Origin of the sequence: Streptomyces sp. ISL-43, from assembly GCF_018614195.1 — a bacterium.
Classification (GTDB): domain Bacteria; phylum Actinomycetota; class Actinomycetes; order Streptomycetales; family Streptomycetaceae; genus Streptomyces.
Window position 1 is genome coordinate 101,148 of sequence record NZ_JAGGOT010000019.1, and the last position, 19,232, is coordinate 120,379.

Here is a 19,232-nt window from a genome sequence, read left to right on the forward strand (position 1 = left end):
GCGCGGCGGACGTTTAATCGGATGTGCCTACGGTGAAGGGTTGTTAGGTTCGCCGTGTGCCGAAGCTGAATCAGATCATCGCAGTGGAAAAGGGCGTCAAGTCCAAAGCCCTCCAGGAGCTCACCCAGGCTCACCAGGACGTGCAGAAGCCCGCCCTGCTGGCCGGCATCTCCCGGAGCTACCAGCCCAAGGACGAGGAGGGCGAGCAGCTGCCGCCCGAGTCCACTCGGGTGCAGGTCAAGGCCGAGGACGCCCTGCGGGCGACCGCCGGAACCCTGACCCGGCTCTTCGACGTGACGGCGACGAAGGACTGGGCGAACCGGTCCGCGGTCGCGGACGTGGTCGTCGACGGCACGGTCCTGCTGCCCCAGGTGCCCGTCCCGTACCTGCTGTTCCTGGAGAAGCAGCTCACCGACCTGCACACCTTCGTGCGCAAGCTGCCGGTGCTCGACGCCTCCGAGTCGTGGAACCTGGACCCCTCGACGGACTCCTGGAAGACGGAGCCGGTGCGGACCATCCGCACGAAGAAGGTCCCGCGCAACCACGTGAAGGCCGAGGCCACGGAGAAGCACCCGGCTCAGGTCGAGGTCTACTACGAGGACGTACCGGTCGGCTACTGGACGACCGTGAAGTTCTCCGGCGCGCTGCCCGCACGCCGGGTCAACGAGCTCCTCGACCGCGTCGAGAAGCTCCAGCAGGCCGTGAAGTTCGCCCGCGAGGAGGCGAACAACACCGAGGTCACCGACCAGCGGGTCGGCGACGCGGTATTCGGCTACCTCTTCAGGTAGCCCCACATTCGCCCCCCGTCGCGAGCGGGGGGTGCGCGATGAGCGCAAGCTGAAACTGATGTTGAAGCTGATGAAGGGGTGTCAGTTGAGGGTTCGAATCCCTCCCCCCGCACCACGTGCGGGGGTGGCCCAAGCCTGGCAGAGGCGGCCCCGTCAAACTCAGATTCTCGCTCCAGTCTCAGTATTCGCCGCCGAACACCGGATCGACCGAGCGCGGGCGATCATCGTCGGATGGGGGTTCAAGTCCCCTCGGCGCCTCTCCCGTGGCGCTGTAGTTCAAAGGCAGAACACGTCGATCTCAAAATGATCCGCGGCTCTTAAACGCCGCCGGTGTGCGCAAATGGGTGGCAAGCTGGAGCCCGGGAGCTGGACATGCTCCCGGGCTCCGTCACGTTCCCGGCCCCGAGCCCGGCGGCCCCGCAGCCCCCGAGGCCCGGTTACGCGGCCACCGGGACCGAAACGAACGTCAGGCCCGCCTCGTTCTCCACCAGGACCGCCCGGACGTCCGCCGGGTCCACCGCCGCCGACCCGTCCAGCGCCGCGCCCTTGCCCTCGCCGTGCTCCGCGGTGCCCACGACCCAGCCGCCCGCCGTGGTGCGCGTACCGTCCCGGGAGACCACCACCAGGCGGCACCGCTGGCCCGCCGGCACTCCCGTCACCGCCGCGTGCACCCGTACCCACTTCGCGGCGGGCGTCACCTGTACGGTCATCCGCGCGCCCGTGCCCGCGTCCGTCGCGGAGGCCACCTTGGTCCCGCTCACCGGCGGGGAGGGCTGCGCGGAGACCGTCGGTGTCGGCGTCGGAGTCGGCGGCAGCGCGATGGGTCCGCCGTCCGCGCCGCCCACCTGGGCCCCGGCCCAGAACACCGCGGCCAGGGAGGCCGCGGCGGCCAGTCCCGCGAGGGCGGTGCGCCGCCGACGGGCACCGGCCACCTCCTGGCGCATCTGCCGCAGGGTGCGCTGGAGCAGCAGGTCCCCGCCCTGCGGCGGACCGTCCAGGAAGGCCTCGGCCGGCACCTCGCCCAGCGCCGCCTCCATCTCGCGCAACGCGGTCACCTCCTGACGGCACTGCACGCAGCCGTCCACGTGTTCCTCGACCCGGCGGACGTCCGCGTCGTCCAGGACGCCGAGAACGTACGGGCCGAGCAGTTCCTCCTCGTGCCGCTGCCGGTTCATGCCACCACCTCCTGAAGTCCGCCGGGCCGCTGGGGCGCCCTGCCCGTTCGTCTGTCTTCCCCGAAGACTTCTCGGAGGGCCTTGAGCGCGTAGTGTGAGCGCGATTTCACCGTGCCGGCGGGGATGCCGAGGGTGTCGGCGGCCTCGGCGACGCTGCGCTGGCGGTAGTACAACTCCGTCAGCACGTCCCGGTGTTCCGGCGAGAGCCGGTCGAGGGCGCCCAGTACCGTCATCGTGTCCACCACCGCGTCGGCGTGGTCCGCCTCCACCGGCGGATGGGCCGGCGAGCCGGAGACCTCGGGCGGCCGGGCCGCCTTGGCCCGGAACCGGTCGGTGATGATGTTGCGGGCCACCGTGAGCAGCCAGCCGCGTACCGAACCCTTCCCGTTGACCAGGACGTCCGAGTGGCGCCAGGCCCTGATGAGGGTCTCTTGGACCACGTCCTCTGCCGCGGCCCGGTCCCCGGTCAGCCGGGTGGCGTAGGCGAGCAGGGCGTGGCCGTGCTCCTCGTACACCGACTTGATCAGTGCTTCGTCGGCCCCGCCCCGCCGAGCGCGGGGCCACAGTGGTCCGGCCATCTCACCCTCTCCGTCTTCCTCGGTTGCGTGGTGCGGTCACAACACGACGTGAGCGGGCGCCCGGTTCACGTGACCTGCGTCACAGAGCGGGCCGCCTGCCGGTCACGTACGGCAGGAACGTCCCTGGTTGAGACAGTCCACGACCTCCGCCATCCGCTGCCCGGTCATCACGTTCACGAACATCGCGTGGTCCGTCTTCGGGCTGTGCCGCTGCTCGGGAAAGGAGTCGAGGGCGAGCGGGACCCCCGGTGGCACGTCGTAGGCGAGGGAGATCCGCAGCCGGGGCACCGGGAAGGTGTCCCGCGGGCAGACGCCGTTCGCCGCCGGGAAGAGCAGGTGGGAGCGGTGCCCGGGGCTGGTCGTGTCCAGGCCGTTCCAGCAGCTGGGGAAGGCGAGCGTACGGGTGAGGCGCTCGCCCGCCGGGCAGCGCGGGTAGCGGATGGTGGAGCGGTCCGGGGAGCCCGAGCAGCCCCAGCGGGCCCGCACGTCCTCGTCGGTGCCCGCCGTGAAGGCCACCGCGTCGCCGGTCATCGCGTTCAGGAACCGCGGCATCGCCACCACCTGGCCGACCGGGCTGCCGAGGAACTCCACCTCCACCGCCGACTCCGGCAGGATCCGGCCCGCGTTGCCGTGTCCCGCAGAGCCCTCGTGCGCGCCGCTGCCCGGCAGGTCCGTGCGGCGCAGCACCGGCCAGTAGTACGTGGAACGGTCGCCGCCCGCGCAACTGGTGGCGGCCGCGTCCAGGGAGGCGTCGGTGGAGAAGGCGTCCGTGGACAGGTTTCCGACGTAGGCGTGCGTGTGGTGGGCGCCGGAGCGCAGCCCCGGCGAGACCACCAGGTTGTCCTCGTTGTAGTGGCCCTCCGCGTTGTCGCCGCACTCCACCGACACCCGGCCCGTCGAGGCGTCGGGGCCGCTCGCGCGGGGCTCGGCGGGCCCCGGCGGCACCTCGCGGATGTCCACGAAGTCGCCGGGTCCGGCGCCCGCGCCCGGCGCGGCCGGGCGGGGGCCGCCCACCCGCGCGGCCCCCAGTACGGCAGCGGTCAACCCGCCGCCGAGCACCAGGCAGATCAGCAGCGTGAGCAGTCGGTGTCCGTTCCCCATGCGGTCACGGTTGCCGCCGGGCGCCGCCTGCGTCAACCGGGCGTCCGCGGGCCGGTCACCGTCGGGCGCGGGCGCGGCCGGGACGGTGGCCGGAAGCCGGCGAGGGCGTCGGGCGGGAAGGTGTCAGGCGAGTGGTTCGGCGTCGAGCTCGACCACCTCCGCGGGTCCCGCCCGGAACGCGGGGCTGGCCGCGTCCGCCTCGATCATGTGCGGGGTGGCGTCGTGCGCGGCGAGCGCCGCCTTCGACGACCACTGTTCGACGAGGACGAACCGGTCGGGATCGCCGCTCACTTGGTGCATGTCGTAGCGCAGGCATCCCTCTTCGGCCCGCACCACCGGCGCGAGGCGCTCGTAGGCATCGATCTGCTCCCGGCCGCGGCCCGGGAGCGTGGTGATCAGGATCATGAGTCGAACTGTTGACGGCATGCGCCGAAGACTAGATCGACAACCTCGGGTGGCGGAAAAGCTTTTCCGCGCCGCCCGCCCGCTCACATGGCCGGTCCGCCCGCCCGCATGGCCGGTCCGGTCCTTGTCCGGAGCCGGCGGACCGCGCACAGTACCCGTTATGACTCCCGAAGATCTCCTCCAGGCCCTCGCCCGCACCCGTGCGTCCCTCGACGGCGCCGAGGTCACCTTCTGGTGGACGGGCGACGTCTACGGCTCGGCCCCCGGCGAGCCCTACCGGCGCCTGTTCGGCTTCGAGGGCGTCAACCTGGCCCGTCTGGTCCGGGAGGAGACCCCAGGCTCCTACCAGCTCCTCACCCGTGAGGCGGCGTTCTACCTCGACCCGGGGACCCGCGAGATCCTGGAGACCTGGCAGGACAAGCCGGTGATCCACGTCTGGAACGACCCCGCGAACCAGCGGTGGCGCCCCTTCCCGGTGCCCATGACCGAGCTGGGCGACCAGGTGTGCTTCAGCCTGGAGGTGCCGCTGGCCTACCCCTCCCCGCTGCCGGTCGCGCAGTATCCGCAGAACTCGGCCGACGACACCTACCGGGCCCTGGAACTCTTCCAGTTCTTCGCCCCGGCCTCCGTGCTCACCACTGACGCGCCGAGCGTCCCGTCCACCATGTCCTGGACCCGTTCGTCCCCCTGGCTGCCCTGGATGGAACAGGGCCCGCGCCCCGGCGGGCTCACCTTCCACTGCCGGGGCCGCAAACTGGCCTCCTACGCCGAGGTCCCGGACCGCACCCGCGCGTACATCGAGGCCCGCCACCCGGAGTTCGCCCACGCCCCGGAGAAGTGGACCGAGCCGAACGAGACGAGCTGGACGTACTTCCGGCGGCTCAACCCCCCGAAGGCCTGACCGAGGCCACCACCGCCCACCGGCTCACGACGGACTACCCGTTGCCGTTGCCGTTGCCGTTCCCGTCCGCGAACCGGTCGAGGGCGCGGAGCACGTGGTCGCCGGTCGTCGCGTCGCCGAGGTGCCCCGCGTCCTCGACCACGGTCAGCTCGGCGCCGGGCCAGGCGCGGTGGAGATCCCACGCCGTGTCGAGCGGTCCGCCCATGTCGAGCCGGCCGTGGATCAGTACGCCCGGGATGCCGGCCAGCCGGTGTGCCCCGCGCAGCAGCTCGCCCTCCTCCAGCCACGCGCCGTGCGAGAAGTAGTGCGAGCAGATGCGGACGAGGGCGAGCCGGGCCTCCGGCGGCCGCCCGCCGTAGGGGAGGGAGGTGCCCCGCGTCTCGCCGGAGAGCACCGCGTCCTCCCAGGCGCACCAGTCGGCAGTGGCCTTGGCACGCACCGACTCGTCCGGATGCCCCGCCAGGCGGGCGTACGCCGCCACGAGGTCGCCGTCGCGCGGTGTGCCGCCGGCTCCGGCGACGAAGCGCTCCCACTGCTCGGGGAAGTACCGGCCGACCCCCCGGTAGAGCCAGTCGATCTCGGAGCGCCGGGTGGTGGTGACGCTCGGGATGACGATCTCGGACACCCGATCCGGATGCCGCTGCGCGTAGGCGAGGATGAGCGTGGATCCCCACGAGCCGCCGTACAGCAGCCAGCTCCCGATGCCGAGGTGGCCGCGCAGCCGCTCCATGTCGGCGATCAGGTGCCCGGTGGTGTTGTGCCGCATGTCGGTCGCGGGATCGCTCGCGTGCGGGGTGCTTCGACCACAGCCGCGCTGGTCGAACAGGACGATCCGGTAGCGTGCCGGGTCGAAGAACCGGCGCGCCCCCGGGCCGCATCCCGATCCCGGACCGCCGTGCACGACGAGTGCGGGCTTTCCGTCCGGATTGCCGCAGACCTCCCAGTACACGAAGTTGCCGTCGCCGACGTCGAGCATCCCCTTGTCGTACGGCTCGATCGGCGGGTGGAGCTCGCCCATGTCCGGATCTCCTCACTTGCTCGTGCCAACGGTCCCGCCACACTACGGCGCGGGCCACCGGAGTCGTGGACACCTGCGGCGAGGGGCCGTCGGGGGAGCGGCAGGGGGCGGACAAGGGTTTTCCCCGTATCGCGTTCATCCCGGCGTTGCCTACTGTCTGCCCACCGGCGATCCTCCCCGTCCGAACAGCCCCCGCGCCCACCCCACATGGCGTGAAGCTATAGGGTCGGTTCTTCGCCGGTGCCACCGTTGCCCAGCCCCGACGTCGTGGTGGGCAACACAGTGGTGAGCAGCGGTGGCCGGGCGGGTTCGACCAGCCCGTCCCGGTCCCGCGGCCGCCGGTTCACCTCCCACACTGCACCAACCGGCCGTTGCGGCGCGCCCCGCGACGGCCCGCGAAAGGGAACACCGTGCACGCATCCAGACGTAGGCTCATATCCGTGGTGGCGATGTCCGTCACCCTGCTCGCCGGCTCCGCCACCACCGCGGTGGCGCTGTCCCCCGCGGATCCCGCCCCGGCCGCCGCTACCGCGACCGCACCGGTAGAAAACCTCATCGTCGGGTACAAATCCACCGCCGCCGAGGCCAGTTCCAACACCGCGGCAGCCACCGACGCGGTCGCCAAGGGCAAGAAGGCTTCGAAGAAGGCCAAGTTCGAGCGCCGCCTCGGCACCGGAGCCGCCCTCGTCAACCTCGGCGGTGCGACCGCCCCGTCCGACGCGGCCGCCGTGATCGCCCAGTTCCGCGCCGACCCCGACGTCGCCTACGTCGAGCTCGACTCCCGTGCGTACGCCCTGGCCGTCGCCCCCAACGACACCGAGTACGCCAAGCAGTGGGACCTCTTCGAGCCCACCGCCGGCATGAACGTCCAGGCCGCCTGGGACAAGTCCACCGGCTCCGGCGTCACCGTCGCCGTGATCGACACCGGCTACGTCGCCCACTCGGACGTGGCCCCCAACGTCGTCGCCGGCTACGACTTCATCTCCAGCTCCACCGCCGCCCGCGACGGCGGCGGCCGCGACAGCAACCCCGCCGACCAGGGCGACTGGAGCGCGGCCGGCGAGTGCGGCACCGGTTCCCTGGCCAGCGGCTCCTCCTGGCACGGCACCCACGTGGCCGGCACCATCGCGGCCGCCACCAACAACTCCAAGGGCGTCGCGGGCATCGCGTACAACGCGAAGATCCAGCCCGTGCGCGTGCTCGGCAAGTGCGGCGGCGCCACCTCGGACATCGTCGACGCCATCACCTGGGCCTCCGGCGGCTCCGTCCCGGGCATCCCGGCGAACGCCACCCCCGCCAAGGTCATCAACATGTCCCTCGGTGGGTCGGGCGCCTGCACCAGCAGCTACCAGAACGCCATCAACGCGGCCGTCGGCCGCGGCACGACCGTCGTCGTGGCCGCGGGCAACAGCAACGCGGACGCGGCGAGCTTCACCCCGGCCAGCTGCAACAACGTGATCAACGTGGCCGCCAGCAACCGCGCCGGAGACCGCTCGTACTACTCCAACTACGGCTCGATCATCGATGTCGCCGCCCCGGGCGGTGAGACCCGCCGCGCCACGGACACGCCCGGCACCGTCACCACCCCCGAGAACGCCATCCTCTCCACCCTGAACAGCGGCGCCACCACCCCCGGCGCCGAGATCTACAAGCCCTACCAGGGCACCAGCATGGCCGCCCCGCACGTCGCGGGCCTCGCCGCGCTCCTCGTCTCCGCCAAGACCTCGCTCACCCCGGCGCAGATCGAGTCGGCCATCAAGACGAACGCCCGCCCGCTGGCCGGAACCTGCACCGGCGGCTGCGGCGCCGGTCTCGCCGACGCGGCCAAGACGGTGGAGGCCGTGACCTCCACGCCCACCACCCCGTTCTTCGAGAACACCGCGGACTTCGCCATCGGCGACAACGCCACGGTGGAGAGCCCGATCACCGTCAGCGGGGTCGCGGGCAACGCCCCGGCCACCCTCAAGGTCGGCGTGAACATCGCGCACACCTACATCGGTGACCTCAAGGTCGACCTGATCGCCCCCGACGGCACCGTCTACACGGTCCACAACCGCGCCGGCGGCAGCACCGACAACATCAGCCAGACCTACACCGTCAACGCCTCCTCCGAGGTGGCGAACGGCACCTGGAAGCTGCGCGTCAACGACAACGCCGGCGGCGACACCGGCACGATCGACTCCTGGAACCTCGGCTTCTGAGCCGGCTCCCCACGAGGCTCCAAGCCGCCCTGACGGGGCGATAGTACGGACCAACAAGCCCGTCGGACCTGCTGATACACCGCGTATCGGCAGGTCCGACGGGTTTTCCTGCCACGTGACTGATTTCTGCGTCACAATCCGGGCCCGCCGGGCATCCGACCTCGTATTGTCGCGTCTCACAAGAAGGGCACAGGAGCGCGGACCGAGAGGCTGGTGGCTGTGCGTGGTGGCGGCTACGGGGAACGCCGACGCGACCGTCGGACACGGCGAACTGATCAAGGCGGTCGACCGCGCGCTGACCGCGCACGGACGCGCCCTGCTCACCGGACCCGCCGGAGCCGGCAAGACCGAGGTGCTGCGCGCCCTCACCGAAGCCGCCGCGCTCCGCCACGAGACCGTGCTGCACCTCGCGCCCGAGGCCACCGACCGCTGGATACCCGAGGCATCCGCCGCCGCCCTCCTCGCCTCCGTTCCCGCCCTCGCCCTGGAACGGCTCTCCGGACCCCAGCGCACCGCCATCGCCCTCCTGCGCCGCGAGACCGACGCGCCACGCGCCGGCCGCGACCACGTCGCCCTGCGCCTCGCCGTCGTCGAGGTGCTGCGCACCCTCGCCGCCCGCGGCCCCGTCCTGCTCGCGCTCGACAACGCCCAGTGGCTCGACGCCGAGAGCACCGACCTGCTGCGGTTCGCGCTGCGCCTCACCCCGCCGCGCGTACGGGTCCTGGTCGCCGAGTGCGTCCACGGCGGAGCCCCGCTCGCCGAGCCCCTCTGCGGACCGGACACCCCCCAGATACGGGTTCCCCCGCTCGGCACCGACGAGATCGCCGAACTGCTGGTCCGCCGCGGCCTGCCCGCCCGCCTCGCCGGCCGGATCCACCAGGCCAGCGGCGGCAACCCCCGACTGGCCCTCGCGCTCGGCCACTCCCTCGCCGAAGCCGCCGGGGCCCGCGACGGCTGCGCCCACCACGCCGATCCGCTCCCCGTCTCCGGCCAGGCCCGCGAGGTGGCCCGCCGGCTCCTCGGGGTACTGCCCGCCCAGGCCCGCCGTACCCTGCTGCTCGCCGCCCTCGCCGCGCGCCCCACCACCGCGCTGCTGCGCCGGGCCGGCCGCCCGGGCGCGGAGGCCGAACTCGCGCTGGCCGAACGGGCCGCGCTGGTCACCGTCGAAGAGGACGGCGCGGTCCGGTTCACGGCCGGGGCCCTGCCGACCGCGCTCGCCGCCGACGCGGGCTGGCCCGAGCGCGCCGCCGGACACGCCGCGCTCGCCGACGCCGTGGACGACCCCGTCCAGGCCGTACGCCACCGGGCGCTCGCCGTGGACACCCCCGACCAGTGGCTCGCCGCCGAGATCACCGAGGCCGCCGCGTCCTGCCGGCGCCGCGGCCAGCGCGCGCTCGCCGCCGAGCTCGGCCTCCTCGCCGCCGAGCGCACCCCCTCCCACCTGCCCGGAGAGGAACTCGCCCGGCTCGTCGCCGCCGCCGAGGACGCCGGCTGGGCCGGCCGCGCCGACCTCGCCCGCCGCGCCAGCCGCGCCGTACTCGCCCGCGACTCCTCGCCCGGGGACCGGGTCCGCGCCCGCCTCGCCGTCATCGACGCCGCGGGCCAGGCCCTCGCCGACCTCGACGAGACCTTCGCCCACGCCATGGCCGACGCCGAGGGCGATCCCGCGCTCCAGGCCGCCATCCGGCTGCGGATCGCCTGGAAGCACAACCTCAGCGACGGCGACCCCGTCCGCTCCCGGGACGCCGCCGCCCGGGCCGGCGTGCTGGCCCGCAGCGGGGGCGACCAGGTCGCCGAAGCGATGGCGCTGACCGTACGGGCACGGATGGGCCGCATCCTCGGAGACCCGGACGCCGAGGAGATCCTCGCCGAAGCGCTCGCCCTGCCCGCCCCCGACGTGCCGCTCGGCATGCGCAACGCCCCGCAGTACCTCGCCGTACGCCACGCCCTCTTCGACGACCGGCTCACCGACGCCCGGCGCCAGCTGCTCGTCCTGCTGCCCGCCGTGCGCCGCACCGGCTCCGCCGAGGACGTCTTCGAGGTGCTGCGCAGCCTCAGCGAGGTCGAACTGCGCCGGGGCAGGTGCGCGGCCGCCACCGCGCACGCCCGCGACGCCCTGGAACTGACCGTCGAGGCCGGACTCTCTCCCGGCCCCGCCTGGTACCTCGCCGCGATGGCGGAGGCCATGGGCGGCGGCTTCCCGCGCGCCGCCGGATACGCCCGCCGCGGCATCCAGGCCTCCGAGGAGGAGCACGACCAGGTCTTCCTCTCCAGGGGCCTGTACGTACTGGGCCTCGTGGAACTGGCCACGGGCGAGGCCGCCAAGGCCGTCTCCACCCTGCGCCGCGTCGCCGAACTGGAGGCCGCCCAGCAGGTGGTGGACCCCTCGATCCTGCGCTGGCACGGGGAGCTCGCCGAGGCCCTGGTCGCAGCCGACTCACCCGACGAGGCCGCGGAACTGCAGGCCCGTGTCCGTACGACGGCCCTGGCGCTCGGCCGCACCAGCGTGATCGCCGCCCTCGACCGGGCCCGGGGCCTGTGCCTGTCCGCACACGGCGACCCCGAGGCGGCGGTGGCCCTGCTGGAGGACACCACCGAGCGCTTCGCGCTCCTCGGCCTCCCACTGGAGCGGGCCCGCACCCTGCTCGCGCTCGCCCGAGTGCAACGCCGCCGCCGTCGGCGCGCACCCGCCCGGGCCGCGCTCCAGGCCGCCGCCGAGGCTTTCGCGGCGGCCGGAGCCACCCCCTGGAGCGAGCTCGCGCGCGAGCCGTCCGCCGGCGAGGGGGGCGGCGCCGACGGGGCCCGCGCCCTGGCCGCGCTCACGGAGGCGGAGACCCGCCTCGCACTGCTCGTGGCCGAGGGTGCCAGCAACCAGGAGGCGGCCGCGAAGCTCTTCGTCAGCGTGAAGACCGTGGAAGCCCGTCTGACGCGGATCTATCAGAAGCTCGACGTCCGCTCCCGGGCCCAGCTGGCCACCACGCTGCGGACCCGCTGACCGCTGACCGCAGGCCTCAGCAGCTCAGGTTGTTCCCCGGGGTCACGCCCAGCAGCTGGGTGAAGCTCTGGTACGAGTTCACCCGGCTCTGCACCTGGGCCGGATTGCCGCCGTTGCACTCCAGCGAGCCGTTGATGGAGCGGATGGTCTCGCCGAAGCCCGCGCCGTTGACCATGGCGGCGTGGGCCGTCATCGTGCCCGGGCCGTTCTGCGTGTTCCAGTACCAGAGCGCCGTCTTCATCGCGACGGCCGGGTCCTGCTCCACCAGGTAGGGGTTGGCGAGGAGGTTGATGCCGAGCGCGTCACCGGCGGCCTTGTAGTTGAAGTTCCAGCTCAGCTGGATGGGGCCGCGCCCGTAGTAGGCGGCCTGCCCGGCCGGACAGCCGTACGGCTGGCTCGCGTCGCAGTAGTGCGGGTAGTTGGCGGTGTTCTGCTCGACGATGTGCACGAGCCCGCCCGTCTCGTGCGAGACGTTGGCCAGGAAGGCGGCCGCCTCGCGCCGCTTGACGGTGTCGTCGCCGGTGTTGGCGAAGCCGGGGTACGCCGACAGGGCCGCGACGAGGCCGTTGTAGGTGTAGAAGGGGTTCCGGTTCGGGAACATCTGGTTGAACTGGGCCTCGCTGACCACGAATCCGGAGGGGTTGCCGGTCCCCGGGTCCGGGTCGACCGGGCCCCCGCCGCCGCAGACGCCCTGGTCCGACCAGACGCCCCACTGGCCGGTGGTGCCGGGGGTCTCGCCCTGGGTCCACCACTTCGCCTGCCAGTTGTGGCCGCCGTACGAGGCGCTCATGCCGTTGGTGTAGACGGCCGATGTGGCCCACGCGCCGGCGCAGGCGGGAGCCGCGGCGGCGGGGGAGGAGGGGAGGGCGATCGCGAGGCCGAGGGTGACGGCGGCGGCCGCGGCCAGCGAGAGGGCGCGACGGCGAAGGGTGGATATCACGGAAGTGCTCCTTCAGTGGGGGGAGTTGCCGTGGGGGGCGACTACGGCCCACTGAATCGAAAATGGTCTGAACCTGTCAAGGTCTAGACCAAAACAACGCGCCGGCGCCAGGCCCCGGAGGGCGTGGTACCGGCGCGGTCGCGGTGGGTCAGCTGCCGGCGGAGATGTTGCCGGAGAGGACCGGGATGTTGTCCAGGATGTGCGAGGCCGACTCGTCGCCCTTGGCCTGGGTGGAGTTCTCGGTGCACTGCTGGTTCTGCGGGTTGGCGAGGACGTTGATGTCCTGGACGCCGACGTTGACCAGGGCCAGGATCGACTCGGCGTTGACCTTCGCGGGCAGGCCGACACAGAGCTTGTTGAGCGATCCCTGGACAGCGGACAGCTGCGGGCTCATGGCGCCGTTGGTCTCCTGGTTGCCGTAGATCTGCGACGCGTCGTTGCCGTTGACCGTGTTGACGCCGTGGTCGTTGCCGATCGCCATCGCCGGGGAGGCTACGGCGGCACCGGCACCCAGAACGGCGGCGGTGGCGGCTGCGGTGGCCATGAACTTCTTGAGCATGTGGGGGATCCTTCTTCTGTCGCACTGTCGCATGAGATAGCTGCCCTCGGCGGGACGGGCTGCTCAACTGCCGTGGACACCGGGGGTTATCGCCCATCACCCGACTGGCGGAACAGTCCACCCCACAGGTGACGTCCGACGTCGGCCGATTGACCCATAGCCGCCCGTCGGCGGATCCCACTCCCCGTACGCGAACCCGGACGCGACCCGTGCGCGCCCGTGCGTGAAGCCCGTGCGCGGACCCGGGCGGCGAGCCCGGTCCGCGAACCCACTGGTCGCCGCCCTCGACCGGATCCGGACCGGTGCCGGTCCCTGACCCCGCCGAGGCCGGCCGGCGCGGTGTCGCGCTGCAGCGACCGCGCCAAGGTCAGCCGGTCTTGCGGCGGACCTTCTTGTTCTTGCCGCCGGGGTTGCCGCCGGCACCCTGGATCTTCGCCCGGCTCTGGTGTGCCTGCTGAGACTGGGCATTGGCGGCGTTCCGCTCCAGGGCCTCCTTGAACTTCCGCTTGGCCTCCTCGGCCGGCGACTCGTTCTGCGGGGTGTCTGATTCTTCTGCCATGTGTGTCCTCCTGGAATGTCTGAAGCCGTTGCAGTCTGTCAGGTGGTGTTTCCCCTGGCCAACGCGTTCCCGCGGAGCGGCCTCAGATGTCCTTCTCCAGGGTCGGGCGCAGCCGCTCCAAAAGGGCGTAGAGCGTCGCGCTCTCGGCGTCGTCCAGGGTGTCGAGCGCGCCGTGCGTGGCCTGCATCTCCTCGCGCACGCGCCGCATCACCTCGCGGCCCGCCTCCGTGGCCACCACGTTCTTGACCCGGCGGTCGGCGGGGGCGGGCTCGCGCCGCACCAGCTCGCGGGCCTCCAGCCGGTCCACGATCCCGGTGACGTTCGACGCGTCGCACACCAGCAGGGCGGCCAGGCCGCGCATCGGCAGCGGGCCGTTCAGCTGGGCGAGGACCTTGGCCTGGGTGGAGGTGAGGCCGTGGCGGGCGGCGGCCGACGCGAAATCCCGCCACTGGGCGGTGCCGATCGCGGCGAGCAGCTCCAGGAGCTCCAGCTTGGTGGGGGCGGCGTGCGGGGTGGTGGCGCTCATGCCGGGAGCGTACTCAAAGTGCTTCACATTATCAACCTTTTACTTGACCACCTTAACTATTGAGGTCTACCGTCTGCTGGAGTCGAAGTACTTGATGACGTCAAACATCTGCGATCTGAAGCACTGAGAAGGTCTTCCCTGCCATGAGCCCCACCCCCTCCGCCGCCACCCCGGACAGCGGGCACCGGAACGAGACGGTCATCGTCTTCGCCCTGAGCCTGGCCGCCATGGTCGTGTCGATGATGCAGACGCTGCCCATCCCGATCCTCGGGCTGATCCGCAGCGATCTCGGCACCACCACCGCCAATGTCAGCTGGGTGACCACCGCCACCCTGCTGTCCGCCGCCGTCTTCACCCCGCTGCTCGGCCGTTTCGGCGACCAGCACGGCAAGAAGCCGACACTGGTGGCCGTACTGGGCGTCATGGTCGCGGGCTCCGTCATCGCCGCGCTGGCGTCCTCGCTGCCCCTGCTGATCCTCGGCCGCGTCCTGCAGGGCGCCGCCACCGCGATCTTCCCGCTGGCCCTCTCCGTCCTGCGCGAAGAGGTCCGCCCGCACAAGCTCCCCGGCGCGATGGCCCTGGTCAGCGGCACGCTCGCGTTCGGCAGCGGCCTCGCGCTCGTCGCCACCGGCCTGCTGACCTCCGGAGCCGACGCCGACTACCGCAATGCCTTCTGGATGGCCACCGGCTTCGCGGTCCTCGCACTGCTCGCCGTGTTCTTCCTGGTTCCCGCGACCCGGCACAAGACGGGCGGCCGCACCGACATCCTGGGCGCGCTCACCCTCGGCATCGCCCTGCTGCTGCTCCTGCTGCCGATCTCGCAGGGCCACGAATGGGGCTGGGCCTCCGGCCGCACGCTGGGCAGCTTCGCCGGCGCCGCCGTCATGGCCGCCGTCTGGGTGCTGACCGAGCTGAAGGTCCGCGAGCCCCTCGTCGACATGCGGATGTTCGTCCACCGCCCGGTGCTCATGGCCAACCTGGCCGGCATCCTCGTCGGCTTCGGCATGTTCGCGAACTTCCTGGGCGTCTCCTACCTCGTCCAGATGCCCAAGGCCCTGACCGGCTACGGCTTCGACGCCTCCATCCTGCGCGCCTCCGTGGAGTTCCTGCTGCCCGGCGCGATCGTCTCGCTCCTCGCCTCCCCGGTCGGCGGCCAGCTGGTCCGCCACCGCGGCCCGCGCGTCGCGCTGGCGATGGCGGCGGCCCTCGGCGCCGTCGGCTTCGGCTGGCTGGCGCTCGACCACGGCCACAGCGTCTCGGTGATCGGCGCCGGCCTCGTCGTCGGCGCGGCCGTGAGCTTCGGCTACGCGGCCATGCCCGCCGTCATCATGGCGAGCGTTCCGCCCCACCAGAGCGGCATCGCCAACGGCATCAACTCGATCTCCCGCTCCACCGGCAGTGCGATCGGCAGCGCCATCGTCACCACCATCCTGGCGTCGAAGACGATCGAGCACCTTCCCGCGGGAGTGCCCGCGCTGCCGGCCGAATCCGGCTTCACCCTCACCTTCGCCATCGGCGCCGTGGCCTTCGGCCTGGTCGCGGTGATCAGCGGCTTCGGCCTGCGCGGAGCGAGCGGTCCGCGGACCGCCCCGGCGCAGACCGCCCCCGCCGCGGCGTCCGCGGCGGTCTCCGCGACGGCGTCCGCCGTGAAGGTGTCCGCGAAGCCGGTCGAGAAGGCCGACGCCTGATCGGTCCGCACCGACGAGCCGCCCCCGGGCCTGCGCACCGCAGCCGCCCGGGGGCGGTTTCGCGTACCGGCCGGGAGCGGGGTTGCGGCGCGGCACGGGCACGGGCGCCGGCACCGGCGGGTCAGACACCCCATGTCGTTTGGTGTCAAGCGGGGTGGGGGTGGGCGTGGTGGGACCAGGCGGTTGCTTCGTCGTAGTGGGTACGGGTTTTGAGGCAGCCGTGGAGGATGCCGACGAGGCGGTTGCCGAGCTGGCGGAGGGCCGGGTTGTAGCCGGCCTCGCGGGCTCGTTGCTTGTCGTAGTACCTACGGGCGCCGGGTGAGGCGCGCAGGGCGGAGAAGGCCTGGGTCTGGAGCGCGTCGGCAAGCCGGTTGTTGCGGACGTAGCGGGCCTGGACGGTGTGGCTTTTGCCGGAGGCTCGGGTGATGGGGCTGGTGCCGGCGTAGTTCTTGCGGGCCTTCGCACTGGCGTATCGGGTGGGGTCGTCTCCGAACTCGGCGAGCACCCGGGCGCCGACGATCTCACCGATGCCGGGCATCGAGAGGTAGATCTCAGCGTCCGGGTGCGCCAGAAAATGCGTCTTCACCTGCTCTTCCATCACGGCGATCTGCTCGTTCAACGCGATGATCAGACGGGCGTGAGCGGTGGCGGCGGCCGCGTAGGCGGCGGTGACCGGCTCGGGCAGGCCAAGCTGCCGCTCGCGCAGCGCGGTCTGGACGGTGGCCGCTTTCGCCTCCCGGTTGTGGCGGCGGTGACGGGTCAGGACGGCGGTGATCTGGGTACGGGTCAGCTTCGCGGCCGTGGCCGGAGTGGGTGCCTTGACCAGCAGTTCCAACGCGTCGGTGCTGGTCAGGGTCAGGTCCGCGTAGGCGTTCAGGGCGGCGGGGAAGTACTCGCGCAGTGTGGTGCGCAGCCGCTGGAAGGTGCGGGTGCGTTCCCAGATGAGGGTCTGGTGAGCGCGGGCGGCGACCTTGACGGCCTGGGCCTGCTCGCTGTCCCCGGCCACCGGCCGCAGCTGGTCCCGGTCGATGCGGACCATGTCGGCGAGCGCGTGCGCGTCGCCCTTGTCGCTCTTCGCTCCGGAGGAGGCATACCGTTCCTTGAAGCGGTTGACCTGCCGGGGGTTGATCGCGAACACCTGGTAGCCGGAGGCGATCAGGGCCTGCACCCAGGAGCCGCGGTCGGTCTCGATCCCGACCACCACGTCGGCCGGGTCCAGGTCCCCGCCGCCGTGGCGGGCGACGAGTTCGTGCAGTTTCGCGATGCCCGCCACTCCTTCGGGCAGGTTCGCGGCGGCCAGCTTCCGGCCGCTCTCGTCCTGGACCTCGACATCGTGGTGGTCCTCGGCCCAGTCATCACCGATCAACAGCAACAGACCCTCCCCGGTCACGTACTTCACCCAGCGGTGCAGCCTGCGGAAGGCACGGCACGCGGCCTAATGGATCCAGTGCTCACGCCCCGCGGGGCGGGCACGCCACCCCATCAGCGGTCTGGCCTCCCGGCCGACCAGCAGGGGCACGGTCTGACCTCAGAGCTCGAAGGCTCCGGCGTCGAAAGTGCTCACCTGCTGGCGGCTACGGAACCAAGCATTCCCCGGTTCCGCAGCTCCCATTAGGCGTCCAGGGGGCGCCAAGCCGGGCCGTCTCCGTCCTGACGGACGTGTCCGAACACCACGTCGGCGAAGTGGACGCCGAAGCCGATCGTGCCGGGCTCCGCCAGCTCGGCGACGAGGCGGCGGCGGTGGTCGGCGGTCCGGACGGGATCGTGGTCGAAGGCCGAGGACCACTCGGGGTGGTCGATCTGGATCGGCGAGTGCACGGCGTCGCCGAAGGCGATCAGACGCCGTCCGCCCCCGGTGATGACGTACTCGGCGTGCCCGACGGTGTGGCCGGGGCTGATCCGCATGCGTACGCCGGGGAAGATCTCCTGCCCGTCCGTGATCGTACGTACGCGCGGTGCGAGAGCCGCGGCCTGCTCGGTCATGCCCTGGGCCTCCAGGAGGTCGCGCCGGTCCCACTCCGGCTCCGAGACCAGGTAGTCGGCGTGGGCGAACACGGGCTCGTCACCGCCGGGGGCGGGAAGGCAGGCCCAGCCGAGGTGGTCGGAGTGGAGGTGGGTGAAGGCCACCGCTTCGATGTCCTCGGGGCCGCGACCGAGCTCGGCCAGGCTGCGGGCGAGCGCACCTCCGTGGACCGTGCTGATGGGGCCGTCCGGAGCCTCGTGCGTCTGCGGGCCGAAGCCCGCGTCGATCAGCAGTGCCCGGTCGCCGTATTCCACCAGCAGGCCGCCGACGCTCCCCACGAGGTGGCCCGTGGCGTCCAGGTACTCCGGGTGTGCGGCCCACACCTCGTCGGTGGTGTCCTGCAGCAGCTGCCGCGGCCGGAGCCGCACGTCACCGTCCGGCACGTACGACACCGACACGTCGCCCAGCCGTATCGAGCGGATCCCCGCCGGCCGGCGCAGTCGTGCGTCCTGGTCCACCATCAAGTCAGCCATGGGTTCTCTCCTGTGAGTCGTCATCAGGTCATCGCCGCGTTCTCCGCAACGACGACGCCACCATAAGCATCAAGTTCGAATCATTCAAGCTGCAAATATGTTGTCTTGACGAACTTGCTAGGGTGGCGGCATGACGACGTCCCCCGACTCGCAAGCCATCGCCGAGCGACAGCTGTGCGGTCTGGTGAACGGGCTGGCCCAGCGGATCGCCGAGCACGTACGGGAGCACGCCGCCACCCTGGGCCTCACCGCGTCCCAGGCGACCGCGCTGCGGGAGATGAGCGGGCCGATGACCATGCGGGAGCTCGCCGAACGCATGAGCTGCGAGCCCTCCAACACCACCTTCGTCGTCGACAAGCTGGAGGGGCAGGGCCTCGTCGAGCGCCACCCGCACCCCACCGACCGCCGCGCCAAGCGCCTCGTCCTCACCGCCGAGGGCTCCGCACTGCGCGCACGTCTCCTCGAACTCCTCGCCGTGGACTCCCCGCTGTCCGGCCTCGCCCCGCAGGAGCAGCGCGTCCTCCACGGCCTGCTGGAACAGGCCCTCACCACCTCTCCGTGAGCCGGCGCCGAGGCCGTCGCCCCGGTGGTCGCCGCTCTGCCCGCCGAAGTCCCCACACCGTCGGACGGATAGGCTCGTCCGGGCCCGGGAGATACCTCCCCAGGGCCGGGAGGGTGTCATGACCAGCGAAGCGGCGATCCGGATCCTGCGGGCGGCCGGCCGTCCGGCGGCCACATGGAAGAACGGCGGGGGAGTCACCCGCGAGATCGCCGCCGGGCCCGAGGGCGCCGGGATGGACGACTTCGCATGGCGGGTCAGCCTCGCCGAGGTCACGGCCGGCGGACCCTTCTCCGTCTTCCCGGGCGTCGACCGCACGCTCACCCTCGCCGAGGGCGCCGGCATGGACCTCCGCACCGGGGGCGTACGGCGCCTCGTGGACCGGCGGCTCGAACCCCAGCGGTTCCCCGGGGACGAACCGACCGACTGCCGGCTGCTGGGCGGGCCGGTGGTGAACTTCAACGTGATGCACCGCCGCGGCGCCGTGACCGCGGAGACCGCCGTGGTGCGGGGCGACCTGGCGCTCACCGTCCGCCCGGGCGAGACGGTGCTGGTGGTCGCCCTGGAAGGCGCCACCGAGCTCGATGGATCCGCCGAACTGGGCCCGTACGACGCCGCCTTGATGACGGGACCGCGAGAGCTCGGGCTACGGAGCTCCGGGTGCGCGGCAGTGGTCCGGCTGGCCCCGAGCCGCCGGCCGGCGTAGATCGCCCGGAGAGGGCACGGCCCGGCTCGGCCGGACC

18 protein-coding genes are annotated in these 19,232 nt (G+C 72.2%); 7 read left to right on the forward strand and 11 right to left on the reverse strand.

The window, feature by feature from the left end; translation table 11 throughout:
* Window positions 1-56 precede the first annotated feature (56 nt).
* Window positions 57-788, forward strand: coding sequence for a hypothetical protein (locus tag J7F03_RS11620; RefSeq protein ID WP_214948629.1), 732 nt, complete (start codon window positions 57-59; stop codon window positions 786-788).
* Between the two features lie 437 nt (window positions 789-1,225).
* Here J7F03_RS11620 and J7F03_RS11625 read toward each other — a convergent pair whose 3' ends face one another.
* The 4 genes from J7F03_RS11625 to J7F03_RS11640 form a co-directional block, all read right to left on the reverse strand.
* Entirely contained in the window at window positions 1,226-1,963 is a 738-nt protein-coding gene (locus J7F03_RS11625; RefSeq protein ID WP_214948630.1) for a zf-HC2 domain-containing protein, read from the reverse strand.
* A complete protein-coding gene (locus tag J7F03_RS11630; protein ID WP_214948631.1) occupies window positions 1,960-2,541 on the reverse strand; it encodes a sigma-70 family RNA polymerase sigma factor in 582 nt (193 codons plus the stop codon). Before J7F03_RS11630 ends, J7F03_RS11625 begins: the two co-directional genes overlap by 4 nt.
* A 102-nt stretch (window positions 2,542-2,643) precedes the next feature.
* Window positions 2,644-3,642, reverse strand: coding sequence for a DUF1996 domain-containing protein (locus tag J7F03_RS11635; RefSeq protein WP_214948632.1), 999 nt, complete (start codon window positions 3,640-3,642; stop codon window positions 2,644-2,646).
* A gap of 123 nt (window positions 3,643-3,765) precedes the next feature.
* Window positions 3,766-4,047, reverse strand: a complete 282-nt coding sequence (locus J7F03_RS11640) for a putative quinol monooxygenase (protein WP_251071759.1) — start codon at window positions 4,045-4,047, stop codon at window positions 3,766-3,768.
* Window positions 4,048-4,207: 160 nt separating this feature from the next.
* On the opposite strand from J7F03_RS11640, the gene J7F03_RS11645 reads away from it, so the two are divergent.
* Window positions 4,208-4,948 carry a DUF1838 family protein gene (locus tag J7F03_RS11645; RefSeq protein WP_214948634.1) on the forward strand — a complete coding sequence of 247 codons (741 nt, stop codon included), beginning with the start codon at window positions 4,208-4,210 and terminating at the stop codon, window positions 4,946-4,948.
* A 34-nt stretch (window positions 4,949-4,982) separates the two neighbouring features.
* On the opposite strand, the gene pip is transcribed toward J7F03_RS11645, so the two are convergent.
* Window positions 4,983-5,966, reverse strand: coding sequence for a prolyl aminopeptidase (pip, locus tag J7F03_RS11650; RefSeq protein ID WP_214948635.1), 984 nt, complete (start codon window positions 5,964-5,966; stop codon window positions 4,983-4,985).
* A 449-nt stretch (window positions 5,967-6,415) separates the two neighbouring features.
* On the opposite strand from pip, the gene J7F03_RS11655 reads away from it, so the two are divergent.
* Both J7F03_RS11655 and J7F03_RS11660 read left to right on the forward strand, forming a co-directional pair.
* Window positions 6,416-8,167, forward strand: a complete 1,752-nt coding sequence (locus tag J7F03_RS11655; protein WP_214948667.1) for a S8 family serine peptidase — start codon at window positions 6,416-6,418, stop codon at window positions 8,165-8,167.
* A 223-nt stretch (window positions 8,168-8,390) separates the two neighbouring features.
* A complete protein-coding gene (locus J7F03_RS11660) occupies window positions 8,391-11,162 on the forward strand; it encodes a LuxR family transcriptional regulator (RefSeq protein ID WP_308379365.1) in 2,772 nt (923 codons plus the stop codon).
* A gap of 16 nt (window positions 11,163-11,178) precedes the next feature.
* Here the strand turns inward: J7F03_RS11660 and J7F03_RS11665 are convergent, their stop codons facing one another.
* The 4 genes from J7F03_RS11665 to J7F03_RS11680 all read right to left on the reverse strand — a co-directional run bounded on the left by J7F03_RS11665 (window position 11,179) and on the right by J7F03_RS11680 (window position 13,746).
* Entirely contained in the window at window positions 11,179-12,102 is a 924-nt protein-coding gene (locus J7F03_RS11665) for a glycoside hydrolase family 19 protein (protein WP_374104312.1), read from the reverse strand.
* A 148-nt stretch (window positions 12,103-12,250) separates the two neighbouring features.
* The gene (locus tag J7F03_RS11670) at window positions 12,251-12,661 is read right to left on the reverse strand and encodes a rodlin (RefSeq protein WP_214948636.1); all 411 of its coding nucleotides are present in this window, start codon (window positions 12,659-12,661) and stop codon (window positions 12,251-12,253) included.
* A gap of 367 nt (window positions 12,662-13,028) precedes the next feature.
* A complete protein-coding gene (locus J7F03_RS11675; RefSeq protein ID WP_214948637.1) occupies window positions 13,029-13,220 on the reverse strand; it encodes a DUF5302 domain-containing protein in 192 nt (63 codons plus the stop codon).
* Window positions 13,221-13,302: 82 nt separating this feature from the next.
* Window positions 13,303-13,746 carry a MarR family winged helix-turn-helix transcriptional regulator gene (locus J7F03_RS11680; protein ID WP_214948638.1) on the reverse strand — a complete coding sequence of 148 codons (444 nt, stop codon included), beginning with the start codon at window positions 13,744-13,746 and terminating at the stop codon, window positions 13,303-13,305.
* A 143-nt stretch (window positions 13,747-13,889) separates the two neighbouring features.
* Between J7F03_RS11680 and J7F03_RS11685 the strand changes: the two genes are divergently transcribed.
* A complete protein-coding gene (locus tag J7F03_RS11685) occupies window positions 13,890-15,434 on the forward strand; it encodes an MFS transporter (RefSeq protein WP_214948639.1) in 1,545 nt (514 codons plus the stop codon).
* A 145-nt stretch (window positions 15,435-15,579) separates the two neighbouring features.
* Here the strand turns inward: J7F03_RS11685 and J7F03_RS11690 are convergent, their stop codons facing one another.
* Together J7F03_RS11690 and J7F03_RS11695 are read right to left on the reverse strand one after the other, a co-directional pair.
* Complete coding sequence (locus tag J7F03_RS11690) at window positions 15,580-16,806, reverse strand: IS110 family transposase (RefSeq protein WP_214948670.1); 1,227 nt, start codon at window positions 16,804-16,806, stop codon at window positions 15,580-15,582.
* Between the two features lie 239 nt (window positions 16,807-17,045).
* On the reverse strand, window positions 17,046-17,930 hold the full coding sequence (locus J7F03_RS11695; RefSeq protein WP_251071760.1) for an MBL fold metallo-hydrolase: 885 nt from the start codon (window positions 17,928-17,930) through the stop codon (window positions 17,046-17,048).
* 130 nt (window positions 17,931-18,060) lie between these two features.
* Here J7F03_RS11695 and J7F03_RS11700 point away from each other — a divergent pair, with 130 nt between their 5' ends.
* Together J7F03_RS11700 and J7F03_RS11705 are read left to right on the forward strand one after the other, a co-directional pair.
* Window positions 18,061-18,492 carry a MarR family winged helix-turn-helix transcriptional regulator gene (locus J7F03_RS11700; protein WP_214948640.1) on the forward strand — a complete coding sequence of 144 codons (432 nt, stop codon included), beginning with the start codon at window positions 18,061-18,063 and terminating at the stop codon, window positions 18,490-18,492.
* Between the two features lie 118 nt (window positions 18,493-18,610).
* Window positions 18,611-19,195 (forward strand): HutD family protein, encoded by a 585-nt coding sequence (locus J7F03_RS11705; RefSeq protein ID WP_214948641.1) that lies wholly within the window; start codon window positions 18,611-18,613, stop codon window positions 19,193-19,195.
* Window positions 19,196-19,232: the final 37 nt, after the last annotated feature.